General features: G+C 68.5%; 16 protein-coding genes. 12 read left to right on the forward strand and 4 right to left on the reverse strand.

The features are described from left to right. The first annotated feature begins 9 nt into the window (after positions 1 to 9). Genes queF through J0J01_RS26505 form a run of 4 tightly spaced genes read left to right on the forward strand, consistent with a single transcriptional unit; the run spans position 10 to position 3,793 of the window. Complete coding sequence (gene queF / locus J0J01_RS26490; protein ID WP_296386250.1) at positions 10 to 465, forward strand: preQ(1) synthase; 456 nt, start codon at positions 10 to 12, stop codon at positions 463 to 465. After that, positions 466 to 1,620 carry a tRNA epoxyqueuosine(34) reductase QueG gene (gene queG, locus J0J01_RS26495; RefSeq protein ID WP_296386252.1) on the forward strand — a complete coding sequence of 385 codons (1,155 nt, stop codon included), beginning with the start codon at positions 466 to 468 and terminating at the stop codon, positions 1,618 to 1,620. After that, positions 1,562 to 2,404 (forward strand): methyltransferase, encoded by an 843-nt coding sequence (locus tag J0J01_RS26500; protein WP_296386254.1) that lies wholly within the window; start codon positions 1,562 to 1,564, stop codon positions 2,402 to 2,404. The genes queG and J0J01_RS26500 overlap by 59 nt, the downstream gene beginning before the upstream one ends. A gap of 9 nt (positions 2,405 to 2,413) precedes the next feature. Further along, entirely contained in the window at positions 2,414 to 3,793 is a 1,380-nt protein-coding gene (locus tag J0J01_RS26505) for a DUF1963 domain-containing protein (RefSeq protein ID WP_296386256.1), read from the forward strand. A gap of 15 nt (positions 3,794 to 3,808) precedes the next feature. On the opposite strand, the gene J0J01_RS26510 is transcribed toward J0J01_RS26505, so the two are convergent. Then, the gene (locus tag J0J01_RS26510) at positions 3,809 to 4,240 is read right to left on the reverse strand and encodes a nucleoside deaminase (protein ID WP_296386258.1); all 432 of its coding nucleotides are present in this window, start codon (positions 4,238 to 4,240) and stop codon (positions 3,809 to 3,811) included. Between the two features lie 68 nt (positions 4,241 to 4,308). Here J0J01_RS26510 and J0J01_RS26515 point away from each other — a divergent pair, with 68 nt between their 5' ends. From J0J01_RS26515 to J0J01_RS26550, 8 genes are read left to right on the forward strand one after another with little or no spacing between them, the layout of a single operon-like run. Next, positions 4,309 to 5,424: an acyl-CoA dehydrogenase family protein gene (locus J0J01_RS26515; protein ID WP_296386260.1), complete on the forward strand. Its 1,116-nt coding sequence runs from the start codon at positions 4,309 to 4,311 to the stop codon at positions 5,422 to 5,424. A 23-nt stretch (positions 5,425 to 5,447) separates the two neighbouring features. Next, complete coding sequence (locus tag J0J01_RS26520) at positions 5,448 to 6,722, forward strand: acyl-CoA dehydrogenase family protein (RefSeq protein WP_296386262.1); 1,275 nt, start codon at positions 5,448 to 5,450, stop codon at positions 6,720 to 6,722. Between the two features lie 60 nt (positions 6,723 to 6,782). Continuing rightward, positions 6,783 to 7,157 (forward strand): type II toxin-antitoxin system RelE/ParE family toxin, encoded by a 375-nt coding sequence (locus J0J01_RS26525; RefSeq protein WP_296386264.1) that lies wholly within the window; start codon positions 6,783 to 6,785, stop codon positions 7,155 to 7,157. Beyond that, positions 7,150 to 7,467 (forward strand): DNA-binding transcriptional regulator, encoded by a 318-nt coding sequence (locus tag J0J01_RS26530; RefSeq protein WP_296386266.1) that lies wholly within the window; start codon positions 7,150 to 7,152, stop codon positions 7,465 to 7,467. The genes J0J01_RS26525 and J0J01_RS26530 overlap by 8 nt, the downstream gene beginning before the upstream one ends. A 38-nt stretch (positions 7,468 to 7,505) precedes the next feature. Next, positions 7,506 to 8,222, forward strand: a complete 717-nt coding sequence (locus tag J0J01_RS26535; protein ID WP_296386268.1) for a gamma-glutamyl-gamma-aminobutyrate hydrolase family protein — start codon at positions 7,506 to 7,508, stop codon at positions 8,220 to 8,222. Beyond that, positions 8,219 to 9,013, forward strand: coding sequence for a pseudouridine synthase (locus tag J0J01_RS26540; RefSeq protein ID WP_296386270.1), 795 nt, complete (start codon positions 8,219 to 8,221; stop codon positions 9,011 to 9,013). Before J0J01_RS26535 ends, J0J01_RS26540 begins: the two co-directional genes overlap by 4 nt. Next, the gene (gene rsmD / locus J0J01_RS26545; RefSeq protein ID WP_296386272.1) at positions 9,013 to 9,594 is read left to right on the forward strand and encodes a 16S rRNA (guanine(966)-N(2))-methyltransferase RsmD; all 582 of its coding nucleotides are present in this window, start codon (positions 9,013 to 9,015) and stop codon (positions 9,592 to 9,594) included. The genes J0J01_RS26540 and rsmD overlap by 1 nt, the downstream gene beginning before the upstream one ends. Then, complete coding sequence (locus J0J01_RS26550; RefSeq protein WP_296386274.1) at positions 9,591 to 10,223, forward strand: histidine phosphatase family protein; 633 nt, start codon at positions 9,591 to 9,593, stop codon at positions 10,221 to 10,223. The genes rsmD and J0J01_RS26550 overlap by 4 nt, the downstream gene beginning before the upstream one ends. A gap of 87 nt (positions 10,224 to 10,310) precedes the next feature. On the opposite strand, the gene J0J01_RS26555 is transcribed toward J0J01_RS26550, so the two are convergent. Genes J0J01_RS26555 through J0J01_RS26565 form a run of 3 tightly spaced genes read right to left on the reverse strand, consistent with a single transcriptional unit; the run spans position 10,311 to position 13,798 of the window. Then, a complete protein-coding gene (locus tag J0J01_RS26555) occupies positions 10,311 to 10,718 on the reverse strand; it encodes a hypothetical protein (RefSeq protein ID WP_296386276.1) in 408 nt (135 codons plus the stop codon). Continuing rightward, positions 10,715 to 12,493, reverse strand: coding sequence for a DNA mismatch repair endonuclease MutL (mutL, locus tag J0J01_RS26560; protein WP_296386277.1), 1,779 nt, complete (start codon positions 12,491 to 12,493; stop codon positions 10,715 to 10,717). The genes J0J01_RS26555 and mutL overlap by 4 nt, the downstream gene beginning before the upstream one ends. Before the next feature lie 12 nt (positions 12,494 to 12,505). After that, the gene (locus J0J01_RS26565; protein WP_296386278.1) at positions 12,506 to 13,798 is read right to left on the reverse strand and encodes a glucose-6-phosphate isomerase; all 1,293 of its coding nucleotides are present in this window, start codon (positions 13,796 to 13,798) and stop codon (positions 12,506 to 12,508) included. Positions 13,799 to 13,801: the final 3 nt, after the last annotated feature.

Raw genomic sequence — 13,801 nt, forward strand, 5'->3', positions numbered from 1 at the left:
GATGGCGCCATGTCTAAATACCCTCACCTGACCCAGCTCGGCCACGCCGTGGAGTCTCCCCTCTCGCCCGACAAGGCGAAGATCGAGACGGTGCCCAACCCGCGGCCGGGCGATCTCTACCTGGTGCGCTTCGCCGCGCCGGAATTCACCAGCCTGTGCGCGGTGACCGGACAGCCCGACTTCGCGCATCTCGTCATCGACTACGCGCCGCGCCGTAAGCTGGTCGAGAGCAAGTCGCTCAAGCTCTTCCTCGGCAGCTTCCGCAACCACAACGCCTTTCACGAGGAGTGCACCGTGATGATCGGCGCGCGGCTCGCCCGGGAGCTGGCGCCGCGCTGGCTGCGCATCGGCGGCTACTGGTATCCGCGCGGCGGCATGCCGATCGACGTGTTCTGGCAGACCGGCGCGCCGCCCAAGGGGCTGTGGCTGCCCGACCAGGGCGTCCCGCCGTATCGCGGACGCTAAATGGCCCGCACGCCGCCCGTCCCCAAGCGGCCGCCCAAACCGGCGACGCCGGTCGAGCTGCGCGACGCGATTCGCGCCGAGGCATTGCGGCTGGGCTTCGATGCCGTGGGCTTCGCGCCGGCCAATCTGGCGCCCGAGGCGCGGCACGAGCGGTTGCAGCAGCTCGGCGCCTTCGTCGCCCAGGGCTTCCAAGGCGACATGGGCTGGCTCGGTGACCGCACCGAGGCGCGGGTCGATCCGGCGACCCTGTGGCCGCAGGCGCGCACCGTCGTGTCGCTGGCGCTGAACTACGGCCCGCAAACCGATCCGCGGGCCATTCTCGAGGAGCGCGAGCGCGCCGCCATATCGGTCTATGCCCAAGGCCGCGACTACCACGACGTGGTGAAGAGCAAGCTGAAGGCGCTCGGCCGCTTCGTCTGGGACACCTATCGCCACGAGATCAAGGTGTTCGTCGACACCGCGCCCCTGATGGAGAAGCCGGTCGCGCAGGCGGCTGGCCTGGGCTGGCAGGGCAAGCACACCAACCTGGTGTCGCGGCAGTGGGGCTCGTGGCTGTTCCTCGGCGAGCTGCTGCTGTCGACCGAGCTGCCCTGCGACGATCCGGAGACCGACCATTGCGGCCACTGCCGCGCCTGCCTCGACGCCTGCCCGACCAACGCCTTCCCGGCGCCCTACCAGCTCGATGCGCGGCGCTGCATCTCCTACCTCACCATCGAGCACGAGGGGCCGATCGACGAAGCGCTGCGCCCGCTGCTCGGCAACCGCATCTATGGCTGCGACGACTGCCTCGCCGCCTGCCCGTGGAACAAGTTCGCGCAGGAGGCCCGGGAGCTCGCCTTGACGCCGCGCGCCGAGCTGACCGCGCCGGCGCTGGCCGAGCTCGCAACCCTGGACGAGGCGGCCTTTCGCGACCGCTTCGCCGGCACCGCGGTGAAGCGCATCGGACGGGACCGGTTCATTCGCAATGTCGCCTATGCGCTGGGCAACAGCGGCGCATCCGATTCGCTGCCGGCCGTTCAACAGTTGCTGAACGACAAATCTCCGCTGGTGCGCGATGCCGCGCGCTGGGCATTCTCCCGGCTGACGGGAGATCCGCATGAGACTCGGGCTGACTATCCTGCTGGCGCTGGCCTTCGGCGCGACGGCCTCCGCTGAAACACTGACGAAAGAGCAGATCACAGCGATCGTCGCCAGCCCGGACCGCAGCGCCGCCGACCGCACCAACGACCAGCGGCGCCACCCCGAGGACATCCTCGCCTTCTTCGCGATCACGCCCGGCACCACCGCGCTCGATCTCAGCGCCGGCGGCGGCTACACGACCGAGCTGCTGGCCCGCTCGATCGGTGCCACCGGCAAGGTCTATGGCCAGAGCCGGCCGCGACCGACAGCACCGCCGCCGCGGCCGACCAACCCAGAAGGCAATGCCAATCCCTCGGCGACGCCGGCAACGGCACCGCCACCACCGCCCGGGCCGCCGCGTCCCTCGCCCGAGGCGCTGGCCGACCGCTCGCGCAGGCTGACGACCAACAACGTCGCCGCCGCGCCGATCACCGCCGTGGTGCAGCCGTTCGAGGATCCGGCGCCGGCCGCGCTGGCGGACGGCAAGCTCGATCTCGTCACCCTGATGTTCAACTACCACGACCTCGGCTTCCTGCAGGTCGATCGCGCAGCGATGAACAAGGCGGTGTTCAAGGCGCTGAAGCCCGGCGGCGTCTACATCATCGCCGACCATTCTGGCCGGTCGGGTACCGGCATCTCCGAATCGGGCACGCTCCATCGCGTCGAGGAAGCGTTCCTGCGGCAGGAGGTCGAGGCCGCCGGCTTCAAGCTCGCCGCCGAGGGCAACTTCCTGCGCAATCCGAACGACCCGCGCGACAAGAACACGCCCGATCCGCCGATGCCCAAGGACGAGTTCTTCCTGAAATTCGTGAAGCCCTGACCGCGAACAATGCCGATCGATCCGAGCCAGCCGCTGAACGCGATCGTCTTCAAACCGGTCTATCCGCCGAAGTACGACCTCGCAGATCTGACCTACTTCGGCGGCTACCCGACGCTGTCCAGAAAGCTGACCTGGCCCGTCGGTCCAGAGACCGGCCAGCCGATCACCTTCGTCGGCCAGGTCGACTTGTCGAAGCTTCCCAGGATTCCCGAGAACACTTTGCCCTCGGCCGGCATGCTGCACTTTTTCGGCAACAATGACGAATACGGGGAAGCGGCCGTGCTGTTCTCGGACGACGGTTCGGAACCTCTGGCCGAGACGTCGCCTCCGGAGAATCTGCGCATCCTCTATGATCAGAACTACTCCTGGAACAGGCATAGCGGCTGGGCCACATCGGCTGTCCATCGACCGGATGCCTATCCCAAGTGGTGGATGGAGCCGGTCGTCTGCCTGACCTATCCCGAGGACATGCCGGGCAATGACGAATCCTTCACCCGGACGTTTCCGCCCCCATCGCCGAGCCAAATTCTGGCGCCGCAGACCATGAGGAAGGGCAAAAATCCGATTGAACTCTGGACTCCGGATCCGGCGTTTCCCTACCTCTGGGTCTTCATCGAAGCCTGGTGCAGCCAGTTCCTGAGCGACCGGAGCTATTCGCGGATCATGGGCCCACAGGACCCCGATCCGGAGATGATAGGCGAGTGCCGGGAGTGGATCAGGAGAGCCCGCTCGCAGGAGCGCTTTGCGAGGACGACGGCGGACGTTGTCGGCGAGTTCTGGCGCTGGGTCCGTTCGCTCGAGGCGCGCCGCAAAGCGGCATTGCCGGGACCGGCGATCGCCGACTATGGACTGCGCATCGCGAATGGAACGGCGACATGGCTCGACCGGCTGCGACTTCGACACCTCCTGTCACGGCCAGCGCTTGCGTGGCGCCGCGCGCTTCAGACGATCCCGCAGCAGGCAAACGCCCTCGCAACGGGCGGGAAGGCCGACCCCTCGTTTCCGAGTTGGCTGGACGAGAACGTGCGGCATCTGGCCGGAACGGACCAGTTGAACGCGATAACGGAGAGCACCCTGACGGTGGTCACGAACCTGGTCCTCGCCCGTGGACCCGAGGCGGCTCGCGCGATACCTCCGGCCGCGATCGAGAACAACAGAAAGCTCCATTGGCCGACCGTGACTCGGCGCCATCAGATGTTCGGCCATCGAGTCCCCGATCAGCCCAGTGACCTCTCCTTGAGGACGCACCATCTGCTGATGCAGCTCTCCTCCAGCGAGGGAATGAATTGGATGTGGGGCGACTTGGACGAGATCTTCTTCTGGATCAGCGACGACGACCTCGTAAATCGGCGTTTCGACCGCATCCTTGCCAGCATCGAAGGCGGCTGAAGTCCACCGATCCCATCAGCGCCTCTCCCTGAAGAAGCTCCGCAGCAGGTCGCCCGCTTCCTGTTCGGCAATGCCGGAATAGACTTCCGGCCGGTGATGGCAGGTCGGCTGGTTGAAGATGCGCGGGCCGTGCTCGACGCCGCCGCCCTTGGGATCGGCCGCGCCGTAGTAGAGCCGCCGCAGGCGCGCGAAGGAGATCGCCTGGGCACACATCGGGCAGGGTTCGAGCGTGACGTAGAGATCGCAATCGACCAGCCGCGGCGCGCCGAGTTTTGCAGCGGCGCTGCGGATCGCCAGCAGCTCGGCATGCGCGGTCGGATCGCGATCGGCTTCGGTGCGGTTGGCGGCTTCGGCCAGCACCGCGCCGTCGGGGCCGACGATCACGGCGCCGATCGGCACCTCGCCCCGCTCTGCGGCTAGGCGCGCCTGCTGCAATGCGCGTTCCATCGGGGAGAGCCTTGTCGGGCCGGTCATAACGGGGAAAATAGCCGAGAAATGAGTTGGGAGGAGTAGAGATGCGATTCAGCTTCTCGGCTGAGCAGGAGGAATTCCGCGCCACCTTGCGGCGGGCGCTGGAGGCGCGCTCCCCCACCAAGGAAGTGCGCCGCCTGATGGCGACCGACGACGGCTTCGAGCGCGACGGCTGGGAGCGGCTCAACCAGGAGCTCGGCCTCACCGGCATCCACATCCCCGAGGCCTATGGCGGCCAGGGCTTCGGCTTCGGCGAGCTCGGCATCGTGCTGGAGGAGATGGGCCGCAGCCTGCTGTGCGCGCCGTTCTTCTCGACCACATTGGCCGCGACCGCGATTCTCAATGCCGGCACGGAAGAGCAGAAGAAAGCGCTGCTGCCCGGCCTCGCCGACGGTTCCGTCACGGCTACCCTGGCCTTCCAGGAGGAGAACGGCAGCCTGGACGCCGCGGGCATCGCCATGACCGCCACCGGCAACAAGCTCGACGGCGCCAAGAGCTTCGTGCTCGACGGCCACACCGCCGACCTGATCGTGGTCGTGGCGCGCAAACCCGGTACCAAGGGCAGCGACGGCCTCTCCTTCTTCGCCGTCGCCGGCAATGCACCCGGGCTGACGCGGCGCAGGCTCAAGACCATGGACGAGACGCGCAAGCTCGCGCACCTCGCCTTCAAGGGCGTCGCGGCCCAGCCGCTCGGCGCCGAAGGCCAGGGCGGGGCTGCCTTCACCAAGACGCTGCAGCAGGCGATCGTCTGCCTCGCCAACGAGATGGTGGGTGGCGCCGACCGGCTGCGCGAGGACGCGCTCGAGTACGTCAAGATGCGCATGCAGTTCGGCCGCTCGATCGCCTCGTTCCAGACCACCAAGAACAAGGCGGCCGACATGCTGGTCGATGTCGAGCTGGCGAAGTCGGCGGCCTACTACGCCGCGGCGGCGCTCGACGAGGGCGACGACGACATGCCCGCGCTGGCGTCGCTCGCCAAGGCGCAGGCCTCGGAGGCCTATCTGCAGACCGCCATCCACGCCGTGCAGATGCATGGCGGTATCGGCTTCACGTGGGACAACGACACCCATCTCTGGTTCAAGCGCGCCAAGTCGAGCGAGATCCTGTTCGGCGATGCCAACGAGCATCGCGAGAAGATGATCCAGGCCTGGGCTGGCTGAGGGGACGCACTGAGGACATGACCATGACCGACACCACCGCCGAATCGACCGAAGAGAGCGTCCGCACCGAAGTCCGCGCCTGGCTCGAGGCCAACTGGAACCCGGACTATGGCCTGGTCGAATGGCGCGAGAAGCTCTGCGACTCGGGCTGGGGCGCGCCGCACTGGCCGAAGGAATGGTACGGCCGCGACCTGCCGGTGAAGTTCAACGCCGTTATCGACGAGGAGTTCGCCAAGGTGGGCGCTGTCGGCGTCGCCAAGGCCGGCATCCGCACCCTGGCCGCCGCGACCATCCTGGCGCACGGCACCGACCTGCATAAGCAGAAGTTCCTGAAGCGCATCCTCACCGGCGAGGACACCTGGTGCCAGCTGTTCAGCGAGCCGGGCAGCGGCTCGGACATGGCGGGCGCCGTCACCCGCGCCGACAAGCGCGGCAACAAATGGGTGATCAACGGCCAGAAGGTGTGGACCACCTCGGCGCACAAGGCGCATTGGGGCCTGCTGCTGGCCCGCGCCGACTGGGACAAGGTCAAGCACAAGGGGCTGGCCTACTTCATCCTCGACATGAAGCAGCCGGGCGTTCAGGTCCATCCGCTGCGTCAGATGAACGGCCACGCCTCGTTCAACCAGGTGTTCTTCACCGACGCCGAGGTCGAGCCGGAGATGATGATCTGCGACGTTGGCGACGGCTGGACGGTCGCCACGACGACCTTGATGCACGAGCGCCGCGGCGCCGACGGGCTCAGGAGCTGGGCCACCGCCAGCCAGAAGCCCGGCCGCATCTACGAGGAGGAGCGCGCCGAGATCGCGACCACGATGGAGCCCTACAAGTGGTATCCGCAGCGCGCCGGCCGCGTCGACCTCGTCCTGCAGCGCGCCAAGGAGACCGGCAAGATCGCCGATCCGGTGGTGCGCCAGGAGATCGCCAAGCTGCTGATCATGTCCAAGTCGGCCGAATGGACCGCCCGCCGCGCCCGCGCCGCCCAGGAGCAGGGCAAGCCGCAGGGCCCCGAAGGCTCGCTCGGCAAGCTGGTCGCCAGCAACGTCGCCCGCCAGGCCGCCCGCGTGCACACCTACATGACCGGCGCCGACGCCTTGCTGAGCGGCGAGGACAGCCCGATGGGCGGCACCATCGCCGAGATCCTGGTCTCCGTCCCCGCCTCCTCGATCGCCGGCGGCACCGACGAGATCCAGCGCAACATCATCTCCGAGCGCGTCCTCAAGATGCCGCGCGAGACCAGCGTCGACACCAGCAAGCCGTTCAAGGACGTGCCGCGGAACATCGTCGCGTCGCGCTAGACGGCTTGAATACTATAGCACTGAGTACTATAGTACTCAGTGCCACCACTGTCGGCTGGGATGCGGCTCTTCAAGACCAAGCCCTTTGCGCGCTTCGCCGCCAAGGAGAGCATTCCCGACTCCGTCTTGCGGGACGCCATCCGGCGGGCCGAAGGAGGATTGATTGACGCCGATCTTGGCGGTGGCGTGATCAAGCAGCGCCTTGCCCGGCCGGGGCAGGGCAAATCCGGCGGGTTTCGGAGCATCGTCCTGTTCCGTCGTCAGGCTACAGCTTTCTTCGTCTACGGCTTCGCGAAGAACGATCGGGATAACATCGACCGGCAGGAGTTGAGCGCATTCCGGTCGTTGGCGTCGGAAATGCTGGCGATGGACGAGAAGGCGCTGATCGCGGCGCTGAAAAACGGAACGATCATGGAGATCGAGAGCAATGGCTAGACGGTATCGAAGCGACGCTCTGGCAGCGGTGCATGAGACAGCGGCCGGCCTGCGCGAAGCCGGCATCATCGATCGCCGTTCGATGAAGGCCTTTGACGAGCTGTGCTTGACGCCGATCGAGCCGCTGACACCGACCCAGATCCGGCGGATTCGCCTGCGCGAAAGAGCAAGCCAGGCCGTGTTCGCCCGCTATCTCAACGTCACCACGGGTCTAGTCAGCCAGTGGGAGCGCGGCGAGAAGCACCCGCGAGGCACTTCGCTGAAGCTGCTGACCCTCGTGGCCAAGAATGGCCTGCAATCGGTGGCCTGAATCTGGCGCCTGCCCTCGCCTGAGCGTATCTTCGCCGCATGCCTCGCCCCCTGATCGGAGTCACGCTGGATGCGGAAAAGCCCGGCGGATACTCCAAGTTCCCCTGGTATGCGCTCAGGCAGAACTACCTCGACGCCATCGACGCCGCCGGCGGCCTGCCGATGGCGTTGCCGCACGAGCCCGACCGGATCGCCGACTATCTCGAGCGCATCGACGCGCTAGTGGTGACCGGCGGCGCGTTCGACGTCGATCCGTCCTACTACGGCGGCGGCGCGAAGCACGCGACCGTGATCACCAAGGACCGCCGCACCGCCTTCGAGTTCGGCGTCACCAAGGGGGCGCTGGCGCAGGACAAGCCGGTGCTCGGCATCTGCGGCGGCCAGCAGCTCTTGCATGTCGTGCTGGGCGGCAAGCTGATCCAGCACATCCCCGATTCGGTCGCCGACGCGCTCGCCCACGAGCAGCCCAACCCGCGCAACGAGCCTGGCCACGCCGTCGCCGTCACGCGCGGCACGCAGCTCCACGAGATCGTCGGCGCCGACCAGCTCCAGGTGAATAGCGCCCATCACCAGGCCGCGGCCGATGCGCCCGACGGCGTGATCGTCAACGCCACCGCCGCCGACGGCGTGATCGAGGGCATCGAGGCGCCGAAGTACCGCTTCTGCATCGGCGTGCAGTGGCATCCCGAGTTCCTCATCTCCGAGGGCGACGCCCGGCTGTTCAAGGCATTCCTGGGCGCCGCGGCCACCAAGTGAGCGAGCCCGAACGCATCGCCAAGCGCCTGGCGCGCGCCGGGCTCTGCTCGCGCCGCGACGCCGAGCGCTGGATCGCCGCCGGGCGCGTGAAAGTCGATGGCGTGGTGCTGGAGACGCCGGCTTTCGTCGTCACCGACAGGAGCCGCATCGAGGTCGACGGCCAGCCGCTGCCGCAGGCGGACCGGGCACGGTTGTGGCGCTATCACAAGCCGACGGGCGAGTTGGTGACCGAACGCGATCCGCAGGGCCGGCGCACCATCTTCGACTCGCTGCCCAAGGGAATGCCCCGCGTCGTCACGGTAGGCCGCCTCGATTTCATGTCCGAAGGCCTGCTGCTGCTGACCAACGATGGCGGCCTGGCACGCCGGCTCGAGCTGCCGGCCAACGCCTGGACGCGGCGCTATCGCGCTCGCGTCCACGGCACGGTCGACGAGGCGCGGCTGGCCGCGCTTGCCAAGGGCATCACTATCGAAGGCGTCCACTATGGCGCGATCCAAGCCGGCCTCGACCGCCAGCAGCGCTCCAACGCCTGGCTGAACATCGCGCTCACCGAGGGTAAGAACCGCGAGGTGCGCCGGGTGCTGGCCTATCTCGACCTGCCGGTGATGCGGCTGATCCGCGTCGCCTTCGGCCCGATTCACCTGGGCGAGCTGGAGCAGGGCCAGGTCGACGAAGTGCCGACCCACGCCCTGGAGAACCTGTTCGGCGTACGCACCCCCCGCAAGGAAGGTTGGGCCAAACCGCGCGGCAAGCCGAACGCGCGGCCGAACGCGGGGCCGCGGCGGCGCTGATGCTCAAGATCGTGGGCGGCAAGCATCGCGGCCGATCGATCGCCGCGCCCGAGGGCCTGACGACGCGGCCGACCTCCAACCGCGCCCGCGAATCGCTGTTCAACATCCTGATGCATGCCCAATGGCGTGACGTAGATAGCCATGGGGGCACCTCACCGCTGGTCGACGCCCGCGTGCTCGATGCCTTCGCGGGCTCCGGCGCGCTCGGCATCGAGGCTCTGTCGCGCGGCGCGGCGCACACGACCTTCCTCGACAACGATGCCACGGCGATCCGCCTGATCGGCGAGAACCTGCGCAAAATGGGCGAAACCGCCAACGCCCGGGTGATCCGCGCCGACGCGACGCGCCCGCCGCCGTCGCGCGAGGGCTGCGACCTGGTCTTCCTCGATCCGCCCTATCGCTCAGGCCTCGCCGCGCCAGCGCTGACCGCGCTCGCCAAGGCCGGCTGGCTCGCGCCCGGTGCGATCGCCGCCGTCGAGCTCGGCAATACCGAGGATCTCGTCGCGCCATCGGGCTTCGAGCCGATCGACGAGAGGCGCTATGGTGCGGCCAAGATCGTGATCCTGCGCTACAGGCCATGAAGCTCTCCGCCCCGCTCTACATGCTGCGTCACGGCGAGACCGCCTGGAATCTCGACCGCCGCATGCAGGGCAGCAAGGATTCGAGCCTCACCGCGCGCGGCCGCGCCCAGGCCACTGCCGTGGGCCGTGCCCTCGCGGCGGAGCTGGCGCGCGAACCCGGGCCGACCGTGTTCCTGCGCAGCCCGCTCGGCCGCACCTGCGAGACCGCCCTGATCGTCGGACGCGAGCTCGGTCTCGATCCCGCGGAGTGGCGTGACGATCCGCGGCTCGCCGAGCTGCGCTATGGCGACTGGGAGGGCTTCACCTGGGCCGAGATTGAGGTCGACAATCCGAACGCACTCGCGACCTGGCGCGCCGACCCCGAGGGCTTCTGTCCGCCCGGCGGCGAGACTCACTACGATTTGCGCCGCCGCTCGGCCGAAGCGCTGGCCGAGATCATCGCCTCGGGCACGCGCACCGTGGTGGTCAGCCACGGCGTCAGCGGCGCGGTGATGCGCGGCCTCAATCTCGGCCTCGATGCCCGCGCGATGTTCGTCCTGGAGAAGCCGCAGGACGCCTTCTTCCGCCTGCTCGACGGCCGCGAGGAGCGTATCCTCGCCGCGTTGGAGACCTTCCCCGCGGTATCCTAACACCGCGAGGGGGAGGGGGTGTGCGGGTGGGATTCGCGGGAAACCCCTGTGCCATCGGCACCGGAGGCTTCCCACGCGGACGGGAAACTAGCCCTTGGTCAGCCGGGCGGTGCGGCCACAGCCGCTGCTTTCGGTGACCACCAGGGTGTTGCCCTGCAGGCTGGCAGTGAGCCGGCCCTCGCGCCGGTCGGTGGCCTTCACCGAGGCGACGGCCAGCAGGGAGAAAGTCCCGGGCTTGGCCAGCCCATGGATCTGCCACAGGCTGGGCGTGGGCGGCGGCGGCGCTGTCTTCCTGGGGTTGGGCACCGGGCCGTGCGCCGTGGTGTCGAAGGCGCTGCCGTCGACGATGCCGCTGTCGATGGTGAGGTCGAAGTCGAGCGGCGCGTTGCACTGGCCGCCGTCGCTGCGGCCGCGCCACTGGCCGTCAGGCGGCGTCTGGGCGAACGCGGGGATGGCCAGGGCGAGGGCCAGGCCAAAGGGCAGCAGCTTTCTCATCGTCTTCCGAACAGCCTTTCAATGTCGGCGAGCTTCAGCTCGACATAGGTCGGACGGCCGTGGTTGCACTGGCCGGAATGCGGCGTCGCTTCCATCTGCCGCAGCAGCGCGTTCATCTCCTCGACGGTGAGCCGACGACCGGCGCGCACCGAGGTGTGGCAGGCGAGCGTGCCGCACACCTCCTCGACCTTCTCCTTGAGCGACAGGTGATCGCCCATATCGGCCAATTCGTCGGCGAGATCGCGCACCAGGCCCTGCACGTCGACCTCGCCCAGCAGCGCCGGGGTCTCGCGCACCACCACGGCGCCCAGCCCGAACGGCTCCAGCACCAGGCCCAGGTCGGCGAGCTCGGCGGCGCGCTGGGTCAGCCGCCGCGCGCCGTCCTCGCCGACATCGACCACCTCGGGCAGCAGCAGCGCCTGGCGCTTCACACCCTCGGCTTCGAGCTGGTTCTTGAGCCGCTCGTGCACCAACCGCTCGTGCGCGGCGTGCTGGTCGACGATCACCACGCCCTGGTCGGTCTGCGCCACGATGTAGGTCTCGTGAAGCTGCGCCCGCGCCACGCCCAGCGGATAGTGGATGTTGCCGTTGACCGGCTCGACCGGAGCCTCGGCACGCACCGACGGCTCGGCGAGCGGCGCCATGAACTGCATCGCCGCCTCGGCCAGACCGCGCGGGATCGAGGACGGGCGGCCGTTGCCCATCGGCAATGGCGTCGAATAGCCGGTGTGCGGCCGGAATGCCCCGAGGGCGGCATCGGACACCGTCGTGCTGGCGCGATGGCCGGCGGCCGAGAGCGCGGTGCGCAGGGCGCCGACGATCAGGCCGCGTACGATGCCGGCATCGCGGAAGCGCACCTCGGTCTTGGCGGGATGGACGTTGACGTCGACCAATTCGGTCGGCGCCTCGAGAAACAGCGCCACCATGGGATGGCGATCGCGCGCCAGGAAATCCTGGTAGGCACCGCGCACCGCGCCGGCCAGCAGCTTGTCGCGCACCGGCCGGCCGTTGACGAACAGGTACTGGTGCTGGCCCGTCGGCCGGTTGAGCGTCGGCAAGCCCGCGAAGCCGGTCAGCCGGAAGCCCTCGCGGTTGGCGTCGATCTCCAGCGCGTTGCTGGCGAACTCGCGGCCCATGATGGCGGCCAGCCGCTCGAGCAGCGACACCGCCATCGGCAGGTCGAGCAACGTCCGCTCCTCGCTCTCCAGCCGGAAGGAGATCTCGGGATGGGCCATGGCGAGGCGGCGCAGGGCATCGGCGACGTGGCTCGATTCGGTGCGCGGCTCCTTGAGGAACTTCAGCCGCGCCGGCGTCGCAAAGAAGAGATCGCGCACTTCCACGCGCGTGCCCGCCGGATGGGCGGCGGGCTTGGGTTCGCTCTTGGCGCCGCCGTCGATCGCCAGCGCCCAGGCCGTGTCGGCGCCGCCCCTGTCCGAATGGGGTCGCGAGGTGATCGTGAAGCGACTCACGGACGCGATCGACGGCAGCGCCTCGCCGCGGAAACCCAAGGTGCGGATGTCGCTGAGATCGTCGGCCGGCAGCTTCGAGGTGCAATGCCGCTCGACGGCAAGCCCAAGCTCCTCGCACGTCATGCCGACGCCGTCATCGACCACCGACAGGAAGGTGCGGCCGCCCTCCTTCAGGCTGACGGCGATGCGCCGCGAGCCCGCGTCGATCGCGTTCTCGACCAGCTCCTTGACGGCGCTGGCCGGCCGTTCGACGACCTCGCCGGCGGCGATCTGGTTGACCAGGTTGGAAGGCAGGCGGCGCAGCATCGCGCCGCCATTTTACGACTTCCGCCTTTGGGAAAGATACTGGCGGGTGAGGACCTTGGCGTCCTCGACCGCCGGCTGGTCGAAGGCGTCGATGCCCCATAGCTCGGCCGCAAACATGGTCTCGAGCATGTAATGCATCATCAGTGCGCCCATCACCCGCTCATCCACAGTCTTGAGGCGGATCAGGCGGACGGGCCGGCCGTCTTTGATCAGGGTCGCGGCGGTGGCATCGGCCTCGGCCAGCAACAGGTCGCCCATGGTGTGGCCGGCGAGATAGTCGAGCGCCTTGTCGCCGCCCAGCGCCTGCGGCGACAGCAGCATGCCGCGACCGGTCGTGTCCTCGATCAGCAGCGTGAACAGCTTGTCGCGCGGGCCGCCGAGATAGAGCTGGACCTGGCTGTGCTGGTCGACCGTGCCCAGGGCGCGGATCGGCGTGGTGCCCAGGCCCTCCTTGCCCAGGCTTTCGGCCCAGATCTGGCGATACCAGAAGGCGAAGGTCTCCAGCCGATCGACGTAGGGCATCAACACGGTCATGCTGACGCCCTTCTCCCGCGACAGGCCGACCGACAGCGCCGCCCCGATAGCCGGCGCCAGCGCCTTGGTGTCGTTGGCGGCCAGCACCGGATCGAGCACGCTCGCGGCGCCCTCGCGCACCGCCGCACCGTCGACGCCCGCGATCATCGCCGGCAGCATGCCGACCAGCGACAGCGCCGAGTAGCGGCCGCCGATCCGGGGATCGTGCTCCAGGATCGGGCAGCCGAGCCGGGTCGCCAGCCGGCGCAGCGGATTGTCGGCCGCTTCGGTGATGGCGATGACATTGTCCTTGCCGGCCAGGGTGCCGAGCGCGCCCAGCACGGTGACGATGGCGGCGAGCGTCTCGGGCGTGCCGCCCGACTTGGAGATCGGCAGGAAGCCGGTGCGGTCGAGCGGCAGGCGGCCGGTCATCGCCTCGAACGTCGCCGGATCGACGTTGTCCATGAAATGCACCTTCGGCCGCCCCTTGGCCGGCCCGAAGCCCTGGTCCTTCAGGGCCACCAGGGTCTTGCCGCTGAGGCTCGAGCCGCCGCTGCCCATCACCACGACATGCTCGAACTTCGCGAACCGCTCGGCGTGCGGCTTCAGCGCCTCGAGATCGTCGCGCCGCGCCGGCAGCTTAAGCAACGGCAGCGTGCCGTCGCTCCGCCATTTGCGGATCTTGTCGAGCGCCGGCCGCGCCCGCTCGAGCTCACGCTCGAGCACCGCCGGCGACAGGCCGCCTTTGACCTTGTCGTCGAGCGCCGACTCGATGTCGTGGGAATAGAACATGCT

It is taken from the genome of Reyranella sp., assembly GCF_017305915.1.
Taxonomy (GTDB): Bacteria; Pseudomonadota; Alphaproteobacteria; order Reyranellales; family Reyranellaceae; genus Reyranella.